The sequence below is a fragment of the Chryseobacterium sp. ERMR1:04 genome, assembly GCF_001297705.1.
Lineage (GTDB): Bacteria > Bacteroidota > Bacteroidia > Flavobacteriales > Weeksellaceae > Chryseobacterium.
On the sequence record NZ_LIRF01000005.1, the window covers coordinates 396,373 to 419,613 of the forward strand.

General features: G+C 35.0%; 20 protein-coding genes. 12 read left to right on the forward strand and 8 right to left on the reverse strand.

What is annotated here, in order from left to right:
* Positions 1-189: 189 nt before the first annotated feature.
* The 4 genes from AMQ68_RS12200 (at position 190) to AMQ68_RS12215 (ending at position 4,419) form a co-directional block, all read left to right on the forward strand.
* Positions 190-1,221 (forward strand): sensor histidine kinase, encoded by a 1,032-nt coding sequence (locus AMQ68_RS12200; RefSeq protein ID WP_082384054.1) that lies wholly within the window; start codon positions 190-192, stop codon positions 1,219-1,221.
* Complete coding sequence (locus AMQ68_RS12205; protein ID WP_054510908.1) at positions 1,218-1,982, forward strand: LytTR family DNA-binding domain-containing protein; 765 nt, start codon at positions 1,218-1,220, stop codon at positions 1,980-1,982. Before AMQ68_RS12200 ends, AMQ68_RS12205 begins: the two co-directional genes overlap by 4 nt.
* Before the next feature lie 481 nt (positions 1,983-2,463).
* The gene (locus tag AMQ68_RS12210; RefSeq protein WP_054510909.1) at positions 2,464-4,047 is read left to right on the forward strand and encodes a Na+/H+ antiporter; all 1,584 of its coding nucleotides are present in this window, start codon (positions 2,464-2,466) and stop codon (positions 4,045-4,047) included.
* Positions 4,048-4,137: 90 nt separating this feature from the next.
* On the forward strand, positions 4,138-4,419 hold the full coding sequence (locus AMQ68_RS12215) for a hypothetical protein (RefSeq protein WP_123905684.1): 282 nt from the start codon (positions 4,138-4,140) through the stop codon (positions 4,417-4,419).
* 101 nt (positions 4,420-4,520) lie between these two features.
* Here the strand turns inward: AMQ68_RS12215 and AMQ68_RS12220 are convergent, their stop codons facing one another.
* The 7 genes from AMQ68_RS12220 to AMQ68_RS12250 all read right to left on the reverse strand — a co-directional run bounded on the left by AMQ68_RS12220 (position 4,521) and on the right by AMQ68_RS12250 (position 13,093).
* Positions 4,521-4,883: a response regulator gene (locus AMQ68_RS12220; protein WP_054510911.1), complete on the reverse strand. Its 363-nt coding sequence runs from the start codon at positions 4,881-4,883 to the stop codon at positions 4,521-4,523.
* 38 nt (positions 4,884-4,921) lie between these two features.
* The gene (locus AMQ68_RS12225; RefSeq protein ID WP_054510912.1) at positions 4,922-5,494 is read right to left on the reverse strand and encodes a chemotaxis protein CheB; all 573 of its coding nucleotides are present in this window, start codon (positions 5,492-5,494) and stop codon (positions 4,922-4,924) included.
* An 11-nt stretch (positions 5,495-5,505) separates the two neighbouring features.
* Positions 5,506-6,336 carry a protein-glutamate O-methyltransferase CheR gene (locus AMQ68_RS12230; protein ID WP_054510913.1) on the reverse strand — a complete coding sequence of 277 codons (831 nt, stop codon included), beginning with the start codon at positions 6,334-6,336 and terminating at the stop codon, positions 5,506-5,508.
* The gene (locus AMQ68_RS12235) at positions 6,337-6,702 is read right to left on the reverse strand and encodes a response regulator (RefSeq protein WP_054510914.1); all 366 of its coding nucleotides are present in this window, start codon (positions 6,700-6,702) and stop codon (positions 6,337-6,339) included.
* Positions 6,703-6,716: 14 nt separating this feature from the next.
* The gene (locus tag AMQ68_RS12240) at positions 6,717-10,325 is read right to left on the reverse strand and encodes a response regulator (RefSeq protein ID WP_054510915.1); all 3,609 of its coding nucleotides are present in this window, start codon (positions 10,323-10,325) and stop codon (positions 6,717-6,719) included.
* Between the two features lie 5 nt (positions 10,326-10,330).
* The gene (locus AMQ68_RS12245) at positions 10,331-11,806 is read right to left on the reverse strand and encodes a response regulator (protein WP_054510916.1); all 1,476 of its coding nucleotides are present in this window, start codon (positions 11,804-11,806) and stop codon (positions 10,331-10,333) included.
* Positions 11,807-12,304: 498 nt separating this feature from the next.
* Positions 12,305-13,093, reverse strand: coding sequence for a T9SS type A sorting domain-containing protein (locus AMQ68_RS12250; protein ID WP_054510917.1), 789 nt, complete (start codon positions 13,091-13,093; stop codon positions 12,305-12,307).
* Between the two features lie 515 nt (positions 13,094-13,608).
* On the opposite strand from AMQ68_RS12250, the gene AMQ68_RS12255 reads away from it, so the two are divergent.
* The 8 genes from AMQ68_RS12255 to AMQ68_RS12290 all read left to right on the forward strand — a co-directional run bounded on the left by AMQ68_RS12255 (position 13,609) and on the right by AMQ68_RS12290 (position 21,734).
* Entirely contained in the window at positions 13,609-14,238 is a 630-nt protein-coding gene (locus AMQ68_RS12255) for a superoxide dismutase (RefSeq protein WP_054510918.1), read from the forward strand.
* Positions 14,207-14,761 (forward strand): DUF2480 family protein, encoded by a 555-nt coding sequence (locus AMQ68_RS12260; RefSeq protein ID WP_241775116.1) that lies wholly within the window; start codon positions 14,207-14,209, stop codon positions 14,759-14,761. Before AMQ68_RS12255 ends, AMQ68_RS12260 begins: the two co-directional genes overlap by 32 nt.
* A gap of 5 nt (positions 14,762-14,766) precedes the next feature.
* Positions 14,767-15,330, forward strand: coding sequence for an NADPH-dependent FMN reductase (locus AMQ68_RS12265; protein ID WP_054510919.1), 564 nt, complete (start codon positions 14,767-14,769; stop codon positions 15,328-15,330).
* A 77-nt stretch (positions 15,331-15,407) separates the two neighbouring features.
* A complete protein-coding gene (locus AMQ68_RS12270; RefSeq protein WP_054510920.1) occupies positions 15,408-15,758 on the forward strand; it encodes a 4Fe-4S dicluster domain-containing protein in 351 nt (116 codons plus the stop codon).
* Between the two features lie 676 nt (positions 15,759-16,434).
* On the forward strand, positions 16,435-18,771 hold the full coding sequence (locus AMQ68_RS12275) for a TonB-dependent receptor (RefSeq protein ID WP_054509045.1): 2,337 nt from the start codon (positions 16,435-16,437) through the stop codon (positions 18,769-18,771).
* Between the two features lie 3 nt (positions 18,772-18,774).
* Complete coding sequence (locus AMQ68_RS12280; protein ID WP_054509046.1) at positions 18,775-19,581, forward strand: DUF4249 domain-containing protein; 807 nt, start codon at positions 18,775-18,777, stop codon at positions 19,579-19,581.
* Between the two features lie 468 nt (positions 19,582-20,049).
* The gene (locus AMQ68_RS12285; RefSeq protein ID WP_054510921.1) at positions 20,050-20,628 is read left to right on the forward strand and encodes a TetR/AcrR family transcriptional regulator; all 579 of its coding nucleotides are present in this window, start codon (positions 20,050-20,052) and stop codon (positions 20,626-20,628) included.
* Between the two features lie 257 nt (positions 20,629-20,885).
* The gene (locus AMQ68_RS12290; protein ID WP_054510922.1) at positions 20,886-21,734 is read left to right on the forward strand and encodes a nuclear transport factor 2 family protein; all 849 of its coding nucleotides are present in this window, start codon (positions 20,886-20,888) and stop codon (positions 21,732-21,734) included.
* Positions 21,735-21,816: 82 nt separating this feature from the next.
* Here the strand turns inward: AMQ68_RS12290 and AMQ68_RS12295 are convergent, their stop codons facing one another.
* Positions 21,817-23,115, reverse strand: a complete 1,299-nt coding sequence (locus AMQ68_RS12295) for a TolC family protein (protein ID WP_054510923.1) — start codon at positions 23,113-23,115, stop codon at positions 21,817-21,819.
* Between the last annotated feature and the right edge of the window lie 126 nt (positions 23,116-23,241).

A 23,241-nucleotide genomic window follows, 5' to 3' on the forward strand; every position in this document is an offset into this window, starting at 1 on the left:
CCTTACATATAATTCTAATCAAGAGTCTGTAATCTATCAGACTCATTTTTGTTGATTTTATTTATTTTTATCAAAGGAAAGTGGATTGTTATATATTTGATAAACAATATGAATAGACTTTGATTTAGATTTTTAGTCATGATGCTGTTGCTTATTTTCTGTATTTTTTTAAGGTAAATAATTACAAAGATGCTTAGTAATATTAATAAACTAATAACCCCAAGAAGTCTTCGGGAAATCTATAAGATGAACTATCTTCTTTCGGGAGTTACATTTGTTTTTTCTTTTCTGTTTCTTACGTTGGAGCACTTTAAGATGCCTTATATCGCATTTAAAAGTGGGATATATATTTTCTTGACAAGTTTTGCGCAAGCTTTTATTCTCAAATACTGCTCGGCTAGATATCAAAATAACAAATTTAAATTTTGGCGTTATACGTTGAGTTTTGTGATTGGAATTATCCTCTATTTTCTGCTTTGGGAAATTATGGTATTGTTATCCGGAAAGTCATGGGGACTTAATGAATTGAGTATGGTATTGATGTATTTAATGTTTTCGGTGGTTATTAATACCATTATTTTGGCGCTGCACGATTTTGTAATTGTTCGTCGAGGAAAAATTGAAGCTGATCTTGAAAATTACCGCCTTCAAATGAAAAATACCGAAGCGGAGAATCTTATTTTGAAACAGCAGATTCAACCTCATTTTTTGTTTAATGCTTTAAGTACGTTAAAAATTCTTTATAAAAAAGATACGGAAATGGGAGAGCATTATCTTTTGCAGCTTTCGGATTTTTTAAGGGTTGCCGTTTCCCACAATAACAAGTTTACAACTACACTGGAAGAAGAACTTTCAATTTGTCTCAACTACCTCGAAATGCAGAAAATAAGATTTACAACTTCTCTGGATTGGGAGATTATTATTGAAGATCAGGAATCTTTGCAGGAAAAAATACCTTCTTTTTCACTGCAGCCACTGCTTGAGAATGCTATTAAGCATAATGTATTAACCGCTCAGTTACCTTTGCGTATAAAGATTCATCAGTCTGGAAATAGTATAGAAGTTTCTAATAATATCAATCCAAAGTTTTATAGAGAACTTTCTTTAAAAAGCGGATTGAGTAATCTCGCCGAACGATATCGTTTGCTCACGGAGGAAGATATTACGGTAAAGAATGATGGAAAAGAGTTTTCTGTAGGTTTTAAATTTCTTGATCAATGAAAATTATAATTATTGAAGATGAAGCTCTTGTTGCTGAAGATCTGTATTCAACGTTAATACAGATAAAACCGGATATTGAGTTACAAGCTATTTTAAGCTCAGTTAGTGAATCAATAGAATACTTTTCCAGCCACCCACAGCCGGATCTTATTTTTAGCGATATTCAATTGGGAGACGGATTGAGTTTTGAGATTTTTAACCATATAAAAATCAATGTTCCTATTATTTTTTGTACAGCTTTTGACGATTATGCCATTGAAGCTTTTCAAACAAATGGGATTGATTATGTTTTGAAACCGTATGATAAGAATGTGTTAGACAAAGCAATACAAAAATACAGTCTTCTGAAAACAGCATTGGCAAAGGATATTATACAGCAATATGATGTTGCCATGCAGGCGCTCAATACGTATAAGTTACAAGAAACGGGAACATTCATGATCAAGCATAGAGACCGGTATCTGCCTGTAGGGCTGGATAAAATTGCCATGTTTTATTTAGAAGATGAGGTGTGTCGTCTCTATCTATTTTCCGGAAAGATATATTTTATACCAGACACCTTGGAAGAAGTGGAAAGTAAAACGGGGCTCAATTTCTTTAGAGTTAACAGGCAGTTTCTTATTAACAAAGAGGCTGTTAAAGAAGCTTTAGAATATTTCCCCAGAAAACTGAAGATCCTTCTTACGTTGCCTTTTGATAAAGAAATTATAGTAAGCAAAGAGAAAAAAACAAAATTATTGAAGTGGCTTAATGATGCATAATCACGGAGTTTATTATCCCTGAATTTCTATGAATAAAGATTCCCAAATTTTTTTAAAACAGCAAATGGAGCTGTTATCGAATGTACTTTAAAAAACGTCTGTATTTTGAGTAATCGTATGAGAATACATTAAGTTTATCTATTTTTTTTGAAAAATTATCTATTAAAATAGTATTTTTATCATCATAAAATTAAAATATCTAATGATAATACCGAGTATATTTCTGTAATTTCTAGGTTTTTGTTTGATTTTTATTTTATATAAACACATTATTATGATAAAAAATAAATGGATTCATTTTATCCCAGTGATATTCTTATCGTGTGGAGAAAAAAAAGAAGTACAAGACGATGCTATTGAAGGGTGTTCTATACTAACCTTTATGGTGAATGATTCTTTTTTAAGAAGATTCAATTCTATAAGCATTCACGCTTGATACGTCCTAGTCTAAATTATTAAATTCAAATATTATTTCGAAAGTATGCACGAGTTATTACCTTTCATGTTGGCCCTTATTGTGGTCATTGTATTGATAGAAATGTTGGCAGATAAATTAAGGATAGCCTATCCTATACTCTTGGTAGTGGTAGGGTTGATGCTTAGTTTTATTCCGGGCCTCCCCACAATACAGATAGATCCGGATATGATCTTTTTTATATTTTTACCACCACTTTTGTTTGAAGCATCATGGACTATCTCTTTTAAGGAAATGAAAAAATGGTGGCGAATGATTAGCAGTTTTGCTTTTATAGTTGTGTTTTTCTCTGCGCTCACCGTTGCGTTGCTTACCAATTATTTTATTCCCGGGTTTACCTTGGCTTTAGGCTTTTTATTGGGTGGAATTGTATCTCCTCCCGATGCGGTAAGTACGGGTGCTATTATGAAATTTGTGAAAATTCCTAAATCTACCTCGGCCATATTAGAAGGGGAAAGTTTACTGAATGATGCTTCATCATTAATTATTGTAAGATTTGCGTTAGTGGCTGTGGGAACCGGACAGTTTATTTTTAAAACAGCCATTGTAGATTTCTCATGGATGGTGATTGGTGGTATTGGTATCGGGCTTTTGGGCGGATGGCTATTTATGCAGGCGCATAAAAGATTACCTACCGATGCGCCTTCCGATATTGTGTTTACCCTTGTTGAGCCTTATTTATTATATTGGGCAGCGGAACAGATGCACAGCTCGGGCGTATTGGCTGTGGTAGCAGGCGGTTTATTTTTATCCACCAGAAGATTGACTTTTTTAAGCAGTTCCAGCAGAATAAAAGGATCTAGTTTTTGGGAAGCCTTAATTTTCATTCTCAATGGTATCGTGTTTATGATCATTGGTTTAGCGCTTCCTGAAGTGGTGAAAGGCTTACGGGAAGATGGGATCCCTTTAAATAAAGCGATTCTTTACGGCGCAGCGGTTACGGTTATTTTAATTGGGACCAGAATGATCTCTTCTTATGGCGCGATGATCGCCACTATTATATTCAGGCCAAGCCTTAGACTCGGGAGTGAAATCAGTAGAAAAAGAAGATTTGCGATGCCTTTATTATTAGGCTGGACAGGAATGAGAGGGGTGGTGTCATTGGCTGCGGCTTTATCAATTCCTTTAACATTGCCGAGTGGCGAAGCTTTTCCACATAGAAATCTTATTTTATTTGTCACGTTTGTTGTGATCTTACTGACGCTTTTAATTCAGGGGCTTACCCTTCCTTATATTATTAAGCGCTCCAATCTTTTTAATTTTACCAGAGAATTATCTGAAGAAGAAGCTAAGACCAGAGTGAAAAATCATCTGGTAGTAGAAACCATCCGTTTGTTGAAAGAGAAGCAAGAAAAAGGCTTGTATAAAGATTCTCATTTAGAAAAAATGATCGCTATGTGGGAGCATAAGATCAGCCAGCCTGAAAATCTGAGAATGCCGGAAAGCTCTAAACAAAATTATTTGGAAGTATTGGAAAGTCAGCGTCAGTTTTTAGCGACCTTAAACAAAGATCCTGAATTACATGAAGAATACATCAACTGGCAAATTCGCCAAATTGATTTGGAAGAAGAACGTATAAGACTTTTATAATTAATAAACTTAGGCAATGCATAATAAAAAAAAGTTGAGAATGCATTTTGGCACAGATATTACTTGTATTATGATATCAAAACTCACAAAATGATCGATCATAATGAAAATAAGTACCTCGTATATGAATATTTGGTTTTAAGTATTAGAAAGAATTTTAATTTGGAGATCAATCTTTTTAACGAATATATTTTAGCCCAAAATATTGTTTCCAAAACAAGAATTATTGTCCCCACATTTTCAGATAAAATCACCAGTAATCCAAGAATAAAGATGTTTTTAACAGCACTTATTTTAAGCCTAAACAGCATGAATTACAATGTAACCGATCTGAAAAAAGAAGTAGAATATCTAAAGAGTTCAGATTCATGAACTGCTGCATGAAAATAACAAATTTTACCGTAATTAATTAAAATACAATAAAGTCCCTCACTCATCAGTAGGGACTTTATTGTATTAAATGATCGTGTATTTTAGTCTAAATATTTAGCTACTTTTCCTTCCAGATCATCAAGGTTAAAAGGTTTCCCCACATAATCATCTGCCTGAGCTTCTTTGGCCAACGCTACAATATCATTGTTTGCGGTAACGTAAATTACAGGAATATGTTTGAATTCTTCATGACTTTTCAAAAGTTTTGTAGCTTCAACACCTCCAATTTTTGGAATCCAATTATCCATCAGGATAACATCCGGCTGATACTTGGTTACTTTTTCTACGATATCATGAGAGGTTTCTGAAATTTCGACTTCATATCCGTTCTCCTCAAAGATGATGGTAATTACTTCTAGAATAGTTGTGTCATCATCGAAAATCAAAATTTTCTTTTTACTCATAGTAGTTCTATTTAAATCCTAAGTTTTTTCTTTTTTTTTTATAATTGATTAATATAATCCGCTAGATTATCCGGGGTAATAATCAGATCATATTCAATTTCATCCACGGCATGTTTCGGCATATAATCTACTTCTGCGGTCTCCGGATCCTGAATCCATACTTGGCCGGTGTTTTTTTTAATATACCCTAAACCTTCCACACCGTCTGCATTGGCACCGGAAAGTAAAACTCCGATCACATTTTCACCATAAATTTCTGCGGCAGATTTAAAAGTGACATCAATGGACGGTCGAGAATAATTCATTTTTTCTGAACTGTCCAGCGACATGAGTTTTTTATTTTCAAACAACAAATGATAATCTGCGGGAACGATGTATAATATATTGTTTTGAATTTCTGTTTTATCCTCAATTTCAACCACTTTCCTTGATGAAAACTGCTGTAGCAAAACAGGAAGGATACTTGTAGAGCCTGCCTTTCTGTGAACAATCAGTACAATAGGAAAAGCCAATTTTTCATTCAGATTTTTAACCATTTCCAGAATCACCTGCAAGCTTCCTGCGGATCCTCCGATGACGATTAATTCTGTATTTGTGTTTTTTGATTTCATGCTAAAGGCATTTAATGATGATCCAGTTTTTTCCAGATCTTTTGATCTTCTACCTGATGATAAGATTTGTCTAAATTAGAAAATCTTAGCGTTTCTTTTGATCCCAATGCCAAATAACCTAAATTCTCCAGGCTGTCATCAAAAAGGCGGAAAACACGTTCCTGTAATCCTCGGTCAAAATAGATCAGCACATTCCGGCAGATAATTAACTGAAAACTGTTAAATGAACTGTCTGACACCAAGTTGTGTGTTGATAAGATGAGTTTTTCCTGTAAACTTTTATCAAATCGTACACTGTCATAATTGGCCGTGTAGTACTCTGAAAAATCTTTTTTACCACCAGATAACATATAGTTTTCAGAATATAATTTCATCTGTTGCAACGGAAAAACCCCTGCTCTTGCGGTTTCCAATACCGAAGGATTAAGATCTGTTCCGTAGATCAATGATTTGTGGTAAAGATTGGCCTCTTTAAGCAAGATGGCTATAGAATAGGCTTCTTCACCGGTAGAACAACCCGCGACCCAAATTCTGATCAGCGGATAGGTTCCCAATTGCGGCAATATTTTTTCGCGCAACGTTTTAAAGAAAATAGGATCGCGGAACATTTCGGTTACATTCACCGTGATTTCTTCTACAAAACGCTTTAGATATTCAGGATCGTTAAGGATGGTATATCTCAATTCTGCAAAACTGGTGAATCTGTCAATCAAACAAATACGATTAACCCTGCGTTTAAAAGAGGCTCTGCTGTATTCGGAAAAATCGTATCCGTACATGGCGTACACATCTTTAATCAAGTGTTCTACTTCTTCATCTTTTACGATACTGGGTTCTAGCATTTATGATAGTTTTTCTATGGCAGTTATCAGTTGATCGACATCAATAGGTTTTGATACATAATCCTGTGCTCCGGCATCCAGACATTTCTGGCGGTCTTCAGGCATGGCCTGCGCCGTAACCGAAATAATATCTACTCCGCTGATGGATGGGGTGTTTCGGATGATCTTAATGGCTTCATATCCGTCCATTTCAGGCATCATCATATCCATCAATACAACATTGATTCCGTCATCTTTTTGTAAGATCTGGATGGCTTCTTGCGCCATTGTAGAACTTTCAATTTGATAACCCCTTGACTTCAGTGTCAATTTAAGTGCAAATATATTACGTGGATCATCGTCCACAATTAAAATTTTCTTATTCATCAGAATTTATCTGTTTAACTTTCATATAACCAAACACGTAACAACGATAATAATTGGTCTATATCCACAGGCTTCGATATGTAATCTGAGGCGCCTGCAGCGATACATTTTTCACGGTCACCGATCATTGATTTGGCGGTGATTGCAATAATAGGAAGACGCATGAATGATGGCATCTTTCTTATTTCTTTTATGGTTTCGTATCCATCCATTTCCGGCATCATCATATCCATCAACACAACGTCGATATCAGGATTTTCTTTCATCTTTTCTAACGCCTGTTTGCCGTCCATTGCCAGCACAACTTCTACTTTGTATTTCTCCAGCGCTTTGGTTAAAGAAAAGATATTACGAACGTCATCATCGGTAATCAGAATTTTTTTACCTTTCAAAACTTCGGTTAATGAACCTAATACTTTATTTTTAATGGTTTCAGAACTGTTTTTTTCTTCCACCAAATGCAAAAATAATCCTACTTCATCTAAAATTCTTTGGTAAGAATGTGCTGTTTTTACGACAATAGAATCTGCGTATTGTTTGATTTTAAGCTCTTCTGATTGGGTTAAATTATGCCCGGTAAAAATAATAATCGGCAGATTTTCAAGTCCTTCATAACTTTTAATAGATTCTATGATCTGATATTGGTTTCCTTTTGAGGCGCCAATGTCTAAGATTACACAGTCAGAATTACCTTCTGTTAGAGCTTTTACACAATCTTCCACATTATTTTCTACCGATAATGAGATGTTGAAATTGCCTAAATAGTAGGAGAGTGCGCTTGCATGTTTCTCGTTTTCTTCTACAATTAAAACTTTTTGCGGAGATTTTTGTAGCGCTTCTTCAATCTTTTTGAAAACATCAGCCATCTGATCCAGCGCCATCGGTTTATTAATGAAATCAATAGCCCCTTTCATCAGGCTTTCCTTTTTCACATGTAAAACAGACATCATGTGAACCGGAATATGCTTGGTCTGTGGGTTTGATTTTAATTCATCCATCACTTGCCATCCGTCTTTTACAGGCAACTGAACATCCAATAAAATAGCTTCCGGATGATATTGAAGCGCAGTAGATAACGCATGGTCACCTCTTACCGCAACAACGCCTTTGTATTTTTGAAGACGAGCGTATTTCAATAATGCTTTAGCAAAATTAATGTCATCTTCAACAATTAAAATAACCTTGTCATCTTTAGAAATTGTATCACGGTCATCGGGTACATCTTCCGGAATTTCTAAGGTGTTGACAGGAAGGGTGTATTGAGCTTCACCATCATCAAGAATATTTTGAATTTCTTCTACATCTTCCCGAATCGTTTCCATTAATTGTTGATCAGTTTCAGGCTGAACGGCTTCAGAGATTGCTTTGATGGGAATAACCAGGCTAAACTCACTTCCTTCATTCACTTTGCTGGTCAACATTAATTCACCTCCTAATAATCGGGCGATTTCTCTACTTATGGAAAGACCTAAACCTGTTCCTCCAAATTTTCTTCGGGTAGAACCGTCTGCTTGTTGGAAAGCTTCAAAAATGATTTTTTGTTTGTCTTCTGCAATCCCGATTCCGGTATCTTTTACACTGAAAATAATGAAATCGTTATTCTTAGGATCTTTTTTAATGTTTAAATGAATGCTACCTTTCGTGGTAAATTTTGCAGCATTTGACAGTAGATTTCTCATGACCTGATCTACACGTAAACGGTCAGTTTCAATCGATTTTTCTACATTATTTTCTATTTCAACAGTAAATTCAATTCCTTTTTCTTTCAGAATAGGATTGAATAGGTTTTTTAAATCTTGTACCACTTCCTCAATCACGACATCTTCATATTCCAGTGTCATTTTACCTGACTCTATTTTTGCCAGATCTAAAATTTCATCAATCAAGGTTAATAAACTGCTTCCTGAACTCTGGATTACTTTAGCAGATTCTACTTGGTCTTCATTTAAGTTTTCATCAGGATTTTCAGCTATCAAACGGGAGAGAAGTAGAATTGAATTCAGAGGCGTGCGCAGTTCGTGCGACATATTCGCCAAAAATTCAGATTTGTACTTGGTGCTTAGGGCAAGTTCTTCTACTTTTTTCTGAATTTCATTGTTACGTTCTGCAATCAGGTGATTTTTATCTTCCAATAATCTTGAACGTTCTTCCAGTTCGGCATTGGCCTGCATCAGTTCTTCCTGCTGAACTTTTAATTCTTCTTCTGAAGCCTGTAGTTTTTGAGTCTGAGCTTCTAGTTCTGTGTTAAGATTCTCCAATTCAGAATGTTGAACTTGTAATTCTTCTGATTGTGCTTGGGTTTCTTCCAGTAATTGCTGTTCTTTTTCACGGCTTTTTCCAGCGCTTAAAGCAATCCCGATATTTCGGCTGCATTCCGCAAAATAATCAATTCTTTCTTCTTCAAAATTGGTTGTTGAGCCCAGTTCTAATACTCCGATTGTATTTCCATCTGCTACAATGGGAAGTAATAATATTCCGTAGATCTTTATTTTACTGCTGGCAAAAGTGACGGTGAAATCATCTTCGTGAAGATTGTTATACACCTGCATCTTTTCACTAACAAAGGTTTGTCCCACCATTCCTTCTCCTAGCTCAAAGGTCTTTTTCATATTGCTTTCCAGACCAAAGACGCTATTTAATTTTAAAATACCTTCATCAAAAAGATACAATGAACCATTGATACAGTTGCCGTATTCAATTAATTGAGCTAATGATTTATTGGCAACTTCTTTTACCGATTTATTACCAACCAAAGATTCATTTAATATCGCAAGACCTTTCTGGCGCCAATCGCTTTTGTTGATTTTGTCAAATGACTTTTTCAACGAGTCGGTCATATTATTAAGAGAGTCTACTAAATCACCCAAATCATCCTCAGAATGATCTGTGGCTCTTTGGCTGTAGTCTCCATTGGCCACTCTGTTGGCCACTTGCTGAATGGCACTTACACGTTTACTGATCTCTACATCTTTTGCTTTTAATTGTTTTTCAAGCTTATCTCTGCGGATCAAATCTGCTCGTAACTTTATATAGAAAAATAGAGTAACCACGATGGCTGCTAATGCAGAAAAGATAATGAATAAAACGGTTGTGTTAGAAGAACGGTTAAGATCTTTATTCTTGATAGCTAGCTGGGCTTCTTCATATTGCACAAAATCACGAACAAGCAAACGGCATTTATCCATGTATGTTTTACTCATCAACACCTGTTGCTGAGTCATCACAATACCTTTTCTCCTGTTTTCTACAAAAAGCTTTAGATTGCTAATATTGCTATCAACATTTTGCTGTAAACTATTTAAACGCTCTAGCTGCTGCTTATCTTTAAGATCTAATGCTTTGGCACGTTCGAAAGCTTTAGGATAATCTACTAAGCTACGTTTGTACGGATCTAAAAAACTTTCTTTCCCTGTCAGTTGGTAGCCTCTGTTTCCTGTTTCAGCATCTAAAAGAGCAATCAATACATCTTTTACAGCGGTCACAGAACGGCGGCTTTGGGATAAACTTTCCCTATGTTCCATCTGTCGTTGGATGCTTATATAGGAAGCGATTGAACTTGCGATCAAGATCAATAAAGATATGCCCACTCCAAACTGAAGATTTCTTATGATTTTTTTCGGCATGAAAATTAATTTAATGGTAACGTGAAATAAAATGTAGATCCTGCATCTACTTTACTTGATACTCCGATGTTTCCGTGGTGTTGCTTAATGATCTCTGAACAGATAAACAAGCCGATTCCCATTCCCTGAAACTGTAGCGAAGATTCTTCTACACGATAAAATTTATGAAATACGGCATCTTGTTTAAAATCTGGAATTCCGATCCCGAAATCTGTAATATTTACCTTGATTTCCTGTTCTTCTTCATCAACGAAGGTTGTTATAATGACTTGGTTGTTCTGAGGAGAATATTTGATTGCATTGGTAAGGAAGTTAATTAAAACCTGCTCGATACGGATCTCATCCAACGGAATAAGAATATCAGGCTTGATGCCGTGCCAGTCAATTTTTATCTGACGGTCTTCGTGCGTTTGTAATATGGTTTCAATCGCATTTTGGATAACATTCCCAATATTGGTAAGTTTTTTATTGATCTTTAGTTTGCCATTTTCAATTTTGGAAACATCCAATAAATCGGTGATCAAAGTATTCAGTTTTTCGATCTGATCCTGAACTTTAATCATGAAACCAGCCTCAGCACCTTCTTTGTCCAGCTTTAATTTACGGTCTAATAGTTGAACGTATGCTTTGATGCTGGTAAGCGGAGTTTTTAATTCGTGACTGGCAATACTCAGAAATTCGTCTTTTTCTTTTTCAACTTTTTTCTGATCATTAATGTCTGTAAAGGTTCCCACCCAGTTTTTTATCGTGTTTTCTTCATACACAGGCGTCACTCGGAGGAGGTGATAACGGTAATCGCCGGATTCAATATTTTTTATTCTGACCTCTAATTCCAGCGCTTTTGCTTTCTTTCTGCAACGCTCAAATTCTTCTTGGATATTGAAGTCATCGGGGTGTGTCTCGGGGAATTCCTGTTCAGAATCCGAATATTCATGCCACTTACGATTTACAAAATCTACAATTCCGTCTTCATTTAAAGTAAAAGCAATTTGAGGTAAAGATTCCAGCATCAGATGAAAATGATCGATCTGAGATTTCATCGTAACCTGAGATTCTCTTCTTCCTTTTACTTCCAGCTCCAGACTTTGTTGCGTTTTTTGCATCGCAATATTCTTTTCCTGAAGGTTATAGAAAGTCTTTACTTTAAGCAGTAGAATTTCCGGATCTATAGGTTTTGTTACGTAGTCTTTCCCTCCTGAAGCGTATCCGCGGGTGATGAATTTTTTTTCAGTATTTACGGCAGACAGAAATATGATAGGAATTTCCTTTGTTTTGCTGTAGTCCGCTAATGTTTCTGCAACTTCAAAACCATCCATGTCGGGCATTTGCACATCCAGGATGATGAGGGCGTAATTATTTTTTAGTGCTTTTCCCAATGCTTCTTCACCGGAACTGGCTATATCAACCTGAAAATCTTTAGATTCTAATAATTTTTTTAGGGAATAAAGATTATTTTGGTTATCATCAACAATTAAGATCATAGGAATGGAAAATCAATAATTAATTATGTTTACTCTTGTGTCAAAAATACTCACAAAATTCCGAAAAACATTTATTTTTTAACCATTTTATGCTTATGTACCACATATTTTGGGTTTTCGGTTAGATTTTCAGAAAAAAATTAATTATTGATTATGTAATGAATGGTTGTATTCCATTGGTATATTGCAAATAGTTTGAATTAAAACTATCGACATTAAAATTATGAAGGTTAAAATGCCGGAATTTTATATCTTTTTAGCGTGGTCGAGATGGAGTAGCGGGTGTTAATAAAGTAATAATAAAAAAATACCCCTTATTAAACTTTTATGGAGTTATATAAGAGGTACTATAGTAATAAAAATAGAGATTTATATTGAGTTTGCGATCAATTAGGCCAACCTTATCCTATTAAAAAAAATATCAAAAATCTTATGCTGCGAGCAGAATAATATAATGATAATAGCAGTGATTTGCGGTTGATGATCTCTGTAGAGATTTTATTTTTTAGTGAATTTTGATTTTGTAACTGATCCGTTATTATCTTCAATAGTGATGTAATAAACTCCAGTTTGAAGTTGGGTGATGTCAAAACTTTTATCTTTTAATTTTCCTTCTGCTACTTTTTGTCCTCCTGCAGAATAGATCTGAATTTTTTTAGGGTCTGCTTTGGTTACGAATTCTAAAGCTGTGTTTTTAGAGTTTACTACAAATTGGATATCTTTTGTAGTTCTAGAATAATCAGCAACCCCTAAAGTACTGGCATTGGCATTATATACTACATCTGTTACACTAACACTTGCAAATTTACTTGGTGAAGAGAATCTAACTGCAAAATATTGTTTAGTTGTAGCAGGAACCATAACCATCAAATGGTTGCCGGCAGTAGTTGAGGATGGGTTTGCTACAGTTCCAATAACTTGAAAACTAGTCATATCTGTTGGTGATGCCACTAGCCCTAAATCAACCGTTACGCCTGGAGGATTTCCTTGAGTTCCTATAACTCTAAAAGACAATGTTCCAGACCCGGTAGAAGGAACTACTTGTGGTGAGATTCCATAAGACTGAGTGTTGTCATTGTTAAAGGTGTCCAGATACAGGTAGTTAGCTCCTGATTGTTGTTCAATAGAAACAAGACTTCCTCCTACGGTTACTTTATTCCATCCTTTTTGTGGAATAGAGTTAGGTCCGGTTGTAAATGTACTGAAGTTTTCATTGATTGTACTTACTTGTGCACTTGTTGCAACAGCAGATAGTAATAGTGCACTTAAAAATAATTTTGATTTCATTTTTGTATGTTTTTAAAATTGTCTGACAAAATTAGAATTAAAGTTTTCAAAGATTAGAATCAATTTGATTAAAATTAAAATTATCTCATAAATAAAGCATTATTTATATTTTATAATTAAATATATTTTATTATTGTTAATTAATATAGTTTATTTTATGGGTTATTTTGTTTAATTATCAAGTTGGAATTGGTTTTTGTTATTAATAGAGAATATTTTTTCGTTTTTGTTTTAGTGATTGCTTGTGTTAGAGCTTGTGGTTTTGAAATTCTTATCTAGGTAATAGTGACTTGTTTTATTTTTTTATGATTTAAAATTGTTTTAGTTGTTTTATTTTTCATTTAAAGGCTGAAAATAAATTATAGAGTTTTTCGATAATCTTCAATTTATGTTGTTAATGTATTGTTTTTAAGTTAATTGAGTGTATTTCTATTCTGTTTAATTAAATAACTATAAAGTTGTTTAATTAAAAATTAATATTACCTTTGATCCATCGAAAACAAAAAATAAATACAATGAGTACTTTTACACTACCGCAGCTTTCTTATTCTTATGACGCATTAGAGTCTGTTTTAGATAAAGAAACAATGACTATTCACCACCAGCGTCATCACCAGGCGTATGTGGATAATTTAAATAAAGCACTGGAGCAATCTGATGAAAAAGATCCTGATTTGGAATCTATTTTACAGAAAGTAAGTGAGTATAGCCCGGCTGTAAGGAATAATGGCGGAGGGCATTTTAATCATTCTTTGTTTTGGGAAATCTTGTCTCCCCAACCTAAATTACATCCTGAAGGAAAACTGAGTGAGGAAATCATTAAAACTTTTGGGAGTTTAGATGATCTTAAAGCAGAAATGAAAAAAGCTGGTCTTGGGCAGTTCGGATCGGGATGGGTATGGTTGTATGTGAAGTTTAGTGGTTCTCTTGCGATCTGTTCTACTCCGAATCAGGATAATCCGATGATGGATATTCAGTCTGTTAACAGAGGTTTTCCTATTCTTGGAATCGATGTATGGGAGCATGCTTATTATTTATCTTATCAAAATAAAAGAGCAGATTATCTGGATCTATTTTGGTCGGTGTTAGATTGGTCTCCTGTTGAAACAAAATATGAAGAAGCGCTTTCAAAAATCAGATCATAAAATACAAATACTTTCTTTTAACATGAGTACTCCAATTTTCATCAATAAAGTAGAAACCTCTGGAATTATAACGATCGATCTTTTAGACTATAAACCTGAAATAGAAATTATAGCACTGGATATCAAAGAGTTTCTTTTCATGGGAATGATTGTCAAGGAAAAAGAATTTAAAGAATCGATGGCTGAGGCAGATTTTTCAATCTATAAAGGAAAAGCGGTTGCGGTCATCTGTTCTGAAGATGCAATTATTCCGCCATGGGCCTATATGATGGTAGCGGAAAAACTATACTTGCATGCAGTATATGTTGATGTAAATAGCCTGGATGGTATTTTGCTGGATTTCTGGAAGAAGAATTTGTTGAATGCAGATCTAAGCCAGTATAAAAATCAGAAAGTAGTGGTAAAAGCAAGAGCGGATATTGATCCTGCGCTTTATCTTTTGGTTTCTTTACGGCTGAAACCATGGGTTAAAAGTTTAATGTACGGTGAGGCAGGGATGCCAAAAGTTATCTTTAAAAATTAAAATAAATGAAAGCAATTATATTTAACGGAGCTTTAGAAAGAAGGTCACAGTCTACTTCGGGGATTCTCTCAAAATACTTTACAGATCAACTGGAAATGTTGGGGGTGGGCTATGAAATGTTTGCCCTTGCAGATTCAGGGATTCCGCTGTATGATATTTCTCTTACAAAAGTTCCTTTAGCAGTAGAAAGAATGGCGCAGCTTTTTCTGGATGCAGATATTCATTTCTGGCTGGCGCCTATGTACCACGGAAGTATTCCGGGGGTAATGAAAAACTGTCTGGATTGGCTGGAAGTGACCGCGGATCAGGATCAACCGTATCTTACCGACAAAACCGTGGGATTGGTATGTTGGGCAGATGGCTTGCAGGCGATGCAGGGGATTAATGCGATGGATGCTATTGCTAAATCATTGCGTGCATGGCCCCTTCCTTACAGTGTTCCTATGATCAGAACTTCATTGTTTGATCATGAAAATAAAATATCTCCAATGTATGCAGATAAGCTGGATAAACTGATCAATATTGCTACGACGAACAGGATTGAAAAAATAATTCACCATACGATATAAAAGAGATGTAAAAACTCATCTACGGTGTAATTATTGCTGGATAATATACTGAATAACAGAATTAAAAGATTGATGATATGGCCATAAAAATAACAGATGCCTGTATTAACTGTGGAGCCTGCGAACCTGAGTGTCCTAATTCAGCCATTTATGAAGGAGCGATTGATTGGCGATGGAAGGATAAAACAAAACTTTCAGGGAAAACAGTTTTTCCGGATGGTAAGGAAGTAGATGCAGATGCCTTTAATGAGGCGGTTTCAGATGATGTATATTATATCGTAGCCGGAAAATGTACAGAATGTAAAGGCTTTCACGAAGAGCCGCAATGTAAAGCAGTATGTCCGGTGGATTGTTGTGTAGATGATCCGGATCATCGCGAGACAGAAGAAGTACTGTTTAGCAGGCAGAAATTTTTACATCATGTATAAAATTATTTTTAAAATAAAGCGGGAAAGAGTCTGATTGTATGATTCTTTTCCGCTATTTTTATTAGTAAAATTGTAATCTGGGAACGCCGGTTATCAATCCTTAAAAGCAATACTATATTGAATTTTTAATATTCTTGTTATTTTTTTTCTATCGTAAGGCAATATTTTATGGTTTAAACTGTTTATGCTTATGACTGGATATTGCTTTGTAATTCATCACTGAAATACACTAACTTAAAACTAATATGAAAAATCTCAGACTAAGCGGGATTGTATCCAATTTTACTTTTCATCACAATATTATTGTTGATTTGCTTTCAGATCATACAATGATATTCTTTCCTATAAGATATACTTTAGCCGATGTTTTTACGTTTGATCACCATTTATAAGGCTACGACAGCTGGTGTATGGAATTTAATTTAAACATTTATTTCATTAACGAGCATTTCTTTCATTAAAAAAAGATTAATTTTTGATACCACACTACTTTTTATGATAAGTTGCTGTTATCTTTGCGCGCGGAGCTTCTGAAATAGAGGCTTAAGCGAAAAGAAAAGCTAATTAAATCACGAATTTAGGATTTTTCAACATAAGAAGTTTTTCATAATTTATTCCACATCCATAAACAGAAATTATTATAAAAAAAACTCTACTACATTAAACAATAAACTGAATGCAAACATCTTTTTTTAAAATCGCGGCTGCCTCAGCTGCGCTCTGTTTCAGTACTTTAGCTGTGGCGCAGCAAAAATACTCGGTAAGCGGAACGGTAAAAGACCAAAAAAATGGGGAATTACTGATCGGGGTGACGGTAAAAGTAGCTGAAGATCCTTCGATCAACGTGGTGGCTAATGAATACGGATTTTATTCTCTATCATTGCCTGAGGGAAATTATAAAATGATTATTTCATATCCCGGCTACAAAGATTTCGAACAAGATATAAAAGTAGATCAAAATATTAAGCTGGACCTTCCTTTGAATCAGGAAGATAAAAAAGAACGAACAGCGAATATTGATGAAGTGATTATTTCCGGAGTAAAAAAAGATAAAAATCTTTCGACTGCTCAAATGGGTACGGAAACATTAAGCATCAAAAACATAGAGAAACTTCCTGTTTTATTCGGCGAAAAAGATGTGATGAAAACCATCCAGTTATTACCGGGGATTAAAAGCAATGGTGAAGGAAGCAGCGGATTCAGTGTAAGAGGAGGCGCAACAGATCAAAACTTGATATTATTAGATGAAGCTCCTGTTTATAACGCTTCACATTTATTGGGATTCTTCAGTACGTTTAACAGTGATGCTTTAAAAGATGCAAGTATTATCAAAGGAAACAGTCCGGCACAGTACGGAGGACGACTTTCTTCGGTGATGGATGTTAAAATGAAAGACGGAAATAATAAAGATTATAACGTTAATGGAGGAATCGGTTTAATCAGCAGCAGGCTGAGTGTGGAAGGGCCTATTCAAAAGGAAAAATCGTCATTCATAGTTTCAGGAAGAAGAACGTATGCCGATCTATTTCTGAGAGGAACAGATGATTTCAAAGACAGCAAGTTATACTTTTATGATCTTAATTTAAAAGCCAATTATCAGATCAACGAAAACAACCGTCTTTACCTATCCGGATATTTTGGAAGAGATGTGTTGGGAATAGGAAAGACCTTTGCAACAGATTGGGGAAATACCACAGGAACGTTACGATGGAACAGCATTATCAACAGCAAATTATTCTCTAATACGTCATTGATTTACAGTGATTATGATTATAAAATCAGTCTGGAAAGCAATGACAATACATTTGGTTTAAATTCAAAAATTCAAGACTGGAACCTGAAACAGGATTTCACTTGGTTTGCAGGAAATAAACATTCGGTTCGTTTTGGTCTGCAGTCTATTTATCATACCATTACGCCAAGCAGCGCTTCGGGAACAAGCGTGAGCAGTTTTCCAAGAAATCCGAGAAAATCATGGGAAAATGCCGTGTACATCAATGATGATTTTAAAGCCACTGAAAAGCTAACCGTTAATTATGGGTTAAGACTTTCCGGTTTCAGTGTTTTAGGAGGCGATACATTTAATACCTACGAAAACGGAAATCTTACCGACAGTAGATTTTTAGAAAAAGGGAAATTTGGAAAAACGTATGTAAATCTTGAACCAAGAATTACGGCGAATTACAGAATCAACGAGGTCAGTAGTATTAAAGGAGGATATTCTAGAAATACCCAAAACTTACACCTTTTAAGCAACAGCAGCAGCGGAAACCCTACCGATCAGTGGATTGGAAGCAGCTATACCGTGAAGCCTGAAATTGCAGATCAGATCAGTGCAGGATACAGCAGAAACTTTAAGAATAACAATTACGAAGTGAATGCAGAGATTTATTATAAATCAATGCAAAATCAAATCGACTTTAAAAATGGGGCTCAGATCTCATTTGATACCGCTGCCGATGTAGAAAGTGAACTGCTTTTCGGTAAAGGAAGAGCGTATGGTTTAGAATTAATAGCGAAAAAGAAAAGCGGAAGATTAACAGGTTGGATTTCTTACACGTTATCTAAAACAGAAAGAAAAATTGATGGCATTAACGATAACGAATGGTACAATGCAAGAATGGATAAAACCCATGACCTTTCTATCGTTGCAACGTATGAACTGAATAAAAAGTGGTCGGTTTCAGGATTATTCCTTTACAGCACAGGAAATGCCGTTACTTTCCCTACCGGAAAATATGAGTTGAACGGACAAACGATATTCCAGTACAGCAACAGAAATGCAGACAGAATGCCGGCGTATCACAGAATGGATCTAAGTGCTACGTATGAACCGGACTCTAACAAACGTTTCAAAGGTTCGTGGTCATTCGGAATTTATAATGTGTATGGTCGTGAAAATGCTTACACCATTACGTTTAAAGATAATCCTGACAATCCTGGAACAACCCAAGCTATGCAGACCTCATTATTCCGTTGGGTACCAAACATCACTTACAATTTCAAATTTTAAATCATGAAGAATACATTTTTTATTATATTATCCCTGTTGGCATTAACGTCTTGTGAAAAAGAGATCGACCTCGATCTTGACGATAAAAGCGGAACCATTGTTATTGAAGGAAATATCACCGATCAGGCTGGACCTTATACCGTGAGAATCACAAAATCGGTGGCTTTTACACAAAATAATCAATATCCTGCGATTGCAGATGCTCAGGTTGTTTTAAGTGATAACACAGGACAAACCGAGGCCTTACATTATGTAGGTGACGGAAAATACCAGACGACTGCTTTTACGGCGGTAACAGGAAGAACTTACACGATGAAAGTACAGGCTGAAGGAAAGCAGTATACGGCGCAAAGCACGATGCCTGCGGTGGTAGCTTTTGAAGGACTTACGCAGGATTCTTTTGTTTTTGGAGGTGTAACAACATATACCCTTTTACCTGTTTTTACAGATCCTGTGGCATTGGGAAACCGTTATCTTTTTAATTTTACGGTTAATAATAAACCTAAAAAGACATTCAATGTATTTTCAGATAATGTAAATAACGGATTACCTAATCAGCGACCTTTATTCCTTCCTAATGATGACAGCGATAAGGCGGATGCCGTTAAAGTAGTGGTAGGAGATACCATTCATGTTGAAATGCAGAGTATTGACAACAATATCTTTACGTTCTACAGTGCGCTTCTTCAAATTACGGGAGACAATGGAGGTGGAGTTACGCCTTCCAATCCGCCAAGTAATATTAGCAATGGCGCTTTAGGATATTTCTCGGCACACACCTCAAGCACAAAAGATTTTGTGATTCAGTAGAAAATATTTCTCTTCAATTTTTCTGAATTGAAAAGCACACAATAATAAAATCCTGACTAAAGTTGGGATTTTTTGTTTTAAATAGGATAGGAATGGGTTGGGTAGAAATAGAAAATTCAATTTAATATTTTGTGGATACACATTTTATTTCAAAGATTAAAAGTTGATGAATAGTCCATTTTATCGACCTAGGAATCTGTAGCGTTAATAAAATGATTGCTGTGAACGTCAAGAAAATTCTTATGTTTGAAGCGCGACCTTACTGTTGAATCGGAGAACGAAATTAAATTTCGCGCAAGTTTTAGAATTTTTAGAGAATAGAAATTATTTTTAGTGAAAGATTCCAGTCTTGACTTTTTGGTCCGTTTGCGTCAAGGCAAAAAGACGATTAAAAAAGGAATTGTTAAGAATAAATTAAAGTATAAAATTAATTTGGAACGATTGGTTTAAAATGCATACATTTGCATCATGCCAAGGAATAAAGAATTTGACTATACAGAAAAATTAGAAGTAGTGCGTAACCTTTTTTGGGAAAAGGGCTATCACGCTACTTCAATGCATGATATTGTAGATGTTATGAAACTCAACAGAAGCAGTATTTATGATACCTACGGCAATAAGCATGATCTGTTTTTAAAGTGCCTGTCAAATTATGCCGAGTTTAAAGAAAATCAATACACAAAAGCTGCGTCTATTGAAGGGCGAGGAATTGAAGTACTAGAATATATAATTCATGATGTGGTAGACCAGACCTTAACGGATAATAAAGCCTGTCTTATTGTTAATACTATTTTTGAAATTGGCTCCAGCGATGATTCCGTGAAGCAACTTTTATTAAATACGGGAGCGTCTTTATACCAAATTTTAGAACATTCAATAAGGCAAGCTTTAGAAGAAGGAGATATTAAAAGTTCAAGTCAGCCAGCAGTTATTTCGCGGTATATTTTAACTTCTTTCAGTGCTTTTTGGAGTCATTATATATTAACCCAAAATAAAAAAGAAGTCATGGAAATGGTAGATTTTTTAATGGAGCAAATTAAGAAATAAATTTTTTTATCTTATTTTGGAACGATCGGTTTAATATAGGGATGATTTTTTACTTGGTGATGATCATAAAAAGGAAAACAGAAGAATATTTTTGTTGGAAATCGCAAAAGAAAATCCAAGATTTTCAGTAATACTTTAATGTCAAGCAGGACACGTTTTATCGAAGATAAAATCCTTGCACCTTAAAAGAAGTGTTTAAAATTAGCGCCTTTGCGATTTACTAACCGTATAACAATTACAATAAAATTTATTATAAAATGGAAAATAATAATGTATCTAAAGCTCAATCTTACTTTGAATTAATTAATAACGGACAGTTTAATACCCAGGCTTTTACTGACCTTTTCACAGTAGAAGTTGAAATATATTATCCGAAGTTTGGCTATGCTAAAGGAATGGAAGGTATCGCCAGATTTTCACAACACGTTAGAAAACTCATTAATGAGCTTCATTTTGAGATGGATAAATTTACGTACATCGCCAACGAAAAGTATGTGATTGTTGAAGGCGCAGAAAAAGGGATTACCCGTACCGGAATTCCGTTTCCTGATGAGATCGTTTCTCATGGAAAGTTCTGTACGGTGTTTGAGTTTGAAAACAACCGTATCAAAAGAATGCATTGTTATGTAGATCCTGACTTTGGGGGTGAAGATATTGAAAGAGCCCAATTACTCAATACAACAATAGAAGCGTCTCAAAAAGAAGATATTGAAACGCAAACCAGAAATATTGTCAACAATTTTTATGACATTCAGTTTGGAAGAACGGAAGGTAATCTCGAAGACTTATTTGCAGAGGAAATAGACTGGGATTTGCCCGGAAATACCGAAAAATTTGAGTGGGTAGGCAAGAGAACAAAAAAGAATCAGGTTGGAGAATTTTTTAAGTTATTGTATGCTAATGTGAAACCAGAAAAATTTGAGATCGATTTTATAGCGGTGAAAGGAGAAAATGCGACAGTAGTAGGAGAGTTATCTTCTAAAATACTAAAATATGACAAAGTGTTTACAACAGAATTTGTGGTTATTTTTAAAGTAGTGAATGGGAAAATTGTTAAATTCCATTTGTTAGAAGATGGCTATAAACTTAATGAGGAAATGAATTAGAATATTTCCAAATATCCTAATGATAAAAGCAGCCTTCAAAAAATTGAAGGCCGCTTCTCGTAACAATATAAATAGTTCGGAACTAAAATCCGGATTCCATTACTTTTAACAATTCTGTCTGCTGAATGAGATCATTTTTACTGCTGATGAGATTGTAATTCGCCTGCAACCAGCCATTTCGAACCAAAAAAAAAGTATAAGCATCCATCAAGCCTTCCTTGTATTTTTCTTCAGATTTCTGAAATGACAGTTTTTGATTTTCAAAATTAGCATCCAATAGATTATACTTCTCCTGAGCGTTTAGAAATTGAGCTTTAATTGAATTAATACTTTGTGTAAGTGTATTAATAACCATTTCTTTATCATAATTAGAATTAATGATATTCAGTTTGGTAATCTCTACATTGGTTTTCACCTGTAACTTATTGAAAATTGGGATACTGAGCCCGAAATTCAAAGACTGATTTTTATTTTGTGCCAACTGATCTGAGAAACTGGTTGTAGCAATATCATCTTTTCCCAATACTTTATTATAGAAACTCGACCAGCTATAACTCCCATTCAAAGTAGGCCAATAGCCAGATCTTGCGATATCCTCCTTTTTTTTCTGAGCATTGATTTCGGCGATGACCGATTGATACGCCGGATTTTTCGTTATTAAGTTTTGAGTGAAATTCGGATCCTGAAATTCTGTTTCTGAGAAAATATTTTCTTCATTGATGACAAAATCCAGAGAATCCGAACGAAGAGCGAGCGCATTGAAAAGATTGATTTTAGACAAATCACGTTGATTCTTTGCAGATACCCATTGTTCCTGTAAAGTTCCCAAATTAGCTTTGATGTCATACACATCACTTTTAGGTCGGCTCCCAATTTCTACTTCCTTTTCGGTTCGTTTGATCTGATCTTCAATTCCTGAAATTTGAGTTTGTAAAACATCCAGCCAGCTTCTGCTGTTTTGGTAGGCAAAAAACATTTGAATAACATTGAGTTTTACCTCATTTTGAGCCTGTTTTAGTTTGTAGGTACTTGTTTCTTTATTAAGTTTAGACAAAGAAATATTCAGGAAATTTTTCCAGTTAAGAAGCTCCCAATCTGCTCTTGCAGAAAACTGATCGTATTGGGTATTCAACGTTTCTCTTTGGTTACTCGACTGGTTAATGGAAGAACCGAAGCTGTAGCTATGATTTACGCCAGCTTCTACAGAAGGCAACAACATTCCTTTTGCGCCTGTGATCAGTCTTTCATTTTTTGTAACGGTAACGGTCGCCTGCTTGATCAACGGATGATTGGCCGAAGCATAATCGAGACATTGTTGCAGATTCCATGTTTGTTGTGCCGGAAAAAGGCCAACAAAAAATATGAAAATAAAATTTTTCATGAGTACGTTCTGATTTAAATAGATGAGTTGGTTTAAACTGTTAAAAAGATAACTGCATAAGGCACAAAAGCTTTTTGGAGATGTAATTATTAGAAAATAAAAATTCTCAAAAGAATACTATTTCAC

Bases quoted from the DNA above. Each gene is read 5' to 3' on its own strand.
- AMQ68_RS12240 (WP_054510915.1), bottom strand. From the start codon at position 10,325: ATGCCGAAAAAAATCATAAGAAATCTTCAGTTTGGAGTGGGCATATCT.
- AMQ68_RS12215 (WP_123905684.1), top strand. From the start codon at position 4,138: ATGATCGATCATAATGAAAATAAGTACCTCGTATATGAATATTTGGTT.
- AMQ68_RS12275 (WP_054509045.1), top strand. From the start codon at position 16,435: ATGCAAACATCTTTTTTTAAAATCGCGGCTGCCTCAGCTGCGCTCTGT.
- AMQ68_RS12295 (WP_054510923.1), bottom strand. From the start codon at position 23,115: ATGAAAAATTTTATTTTCATATTTTTTGTTGGCCTTTTTCCGGCACAA.
- AMQ68_RS12250 (WP_054510917.1), bottom strand. From the start codon at position 13,093: ATGAAATCAAAATTATTTTTAAGTGCACTATTACTATCTGCTGTTGCA.
- AMQ68_RS12260 (WP_241775116.1), top strand. From the start codon at position 14,207: ATGAAGAAGCGCTTTCAAAAATCAGATCATAAAATACAAATACTTTCT.
- AMQ68_RS12255 (WP_054510918.1), top strand. From the start codon at position 13,609: ATGAGTACTTTTACACTACCGCAGCTTTCTTATTCTTATGACGCATTA.
- AMQ68_RS12210 (WP_054510909.1), top strand. From the start codon at position 2,464: ATGCACGAGTTATTACCTTTCATGTTGGCCCTTATTGTGGTCATTGTA.
- AMQ68_RS12200 (WP_082384054.1), top strand. From the start codon at position 190: ATGCTTAGTAATATTAATAAACTAATAACCCCAAGAAGTCTTCGGGAA.
- AMQ68_RS12280 (WP_054509046.1), top strand. From the start codon at position 18,775: ATGAAGAATACATTTTTTATTATATTATCCCTGTTGGCATTAACGTCT.
- AMQ68_RS12245 (WP_054510916.1), bottom strand. From the start codon at position 11,806: ATGATCTTAATTGTTGATGATAACCAAAATAATCTTTATTCCCTAAAA.
- AMQ68_RS12265 (WP_054510919.1), top strand. From the start codon at position 14,767: ATGAAAGCAATTATATTTAACGGAGCTTTAGAAAGAAGGTCACAGTCT.
- AMQ68_RS12230 (WP_054510913.1), bottom strand. From the start codon at position 6,336: ATGCTAGAACCCAGTATCGTAAAAGATGAAGAAGTAGAACACTTGATT.
- AMQ68_RS12235 (WP_054510914.1), bottom strand. From the start codon at position 6,702: ATGAATAAGAAAATTTTAATTGTGGACGATGATCCACGTAATATATTT.
- AMQ68_RS12270 (WP_054510920.1), top strand. From the start codon at position 15,408: ATGGCCATAAAAATAACAGATGCCTGTATTAACTGTGGAGCCTGCGAA.
- AMQ68_RS12290 (WP_054510922.1), top strand. From the start codon at position 20,886: ATGGAAAATAATAATGTATCTAAAGCTCAATCTTACTTTGAATTAATT.
- AMQ68_RS12285 (WP_054510921.1), top strand. From the start codon at position 20,050: ATGCCAAGGAATAAAGAATTTGACTATACAGAAAAATTAGAAGTAGTG.
- AMQ68_RS12220 (WP_054510911.1), bottom strand. From the start codon at position 4,883: ATGAGTAAAAAGAAAATTTTGATTTTCGATGATGACACAACTATTCTA.
- AMQ68_RS12205 (WP_054510908.1), top strand. From the start codon at position 1,218: ATGAAAATTATAATTATTGAAGATGAAGCTCTTGTTGCTGAAGATCTG.
- AMQ68_RS12225 (WP_054510912.1), bottom strand. From the start codon at position 5,494: ATGAAATCAAAAAACACAAATACAGAATTAATCGTCATCGGAGGATCC.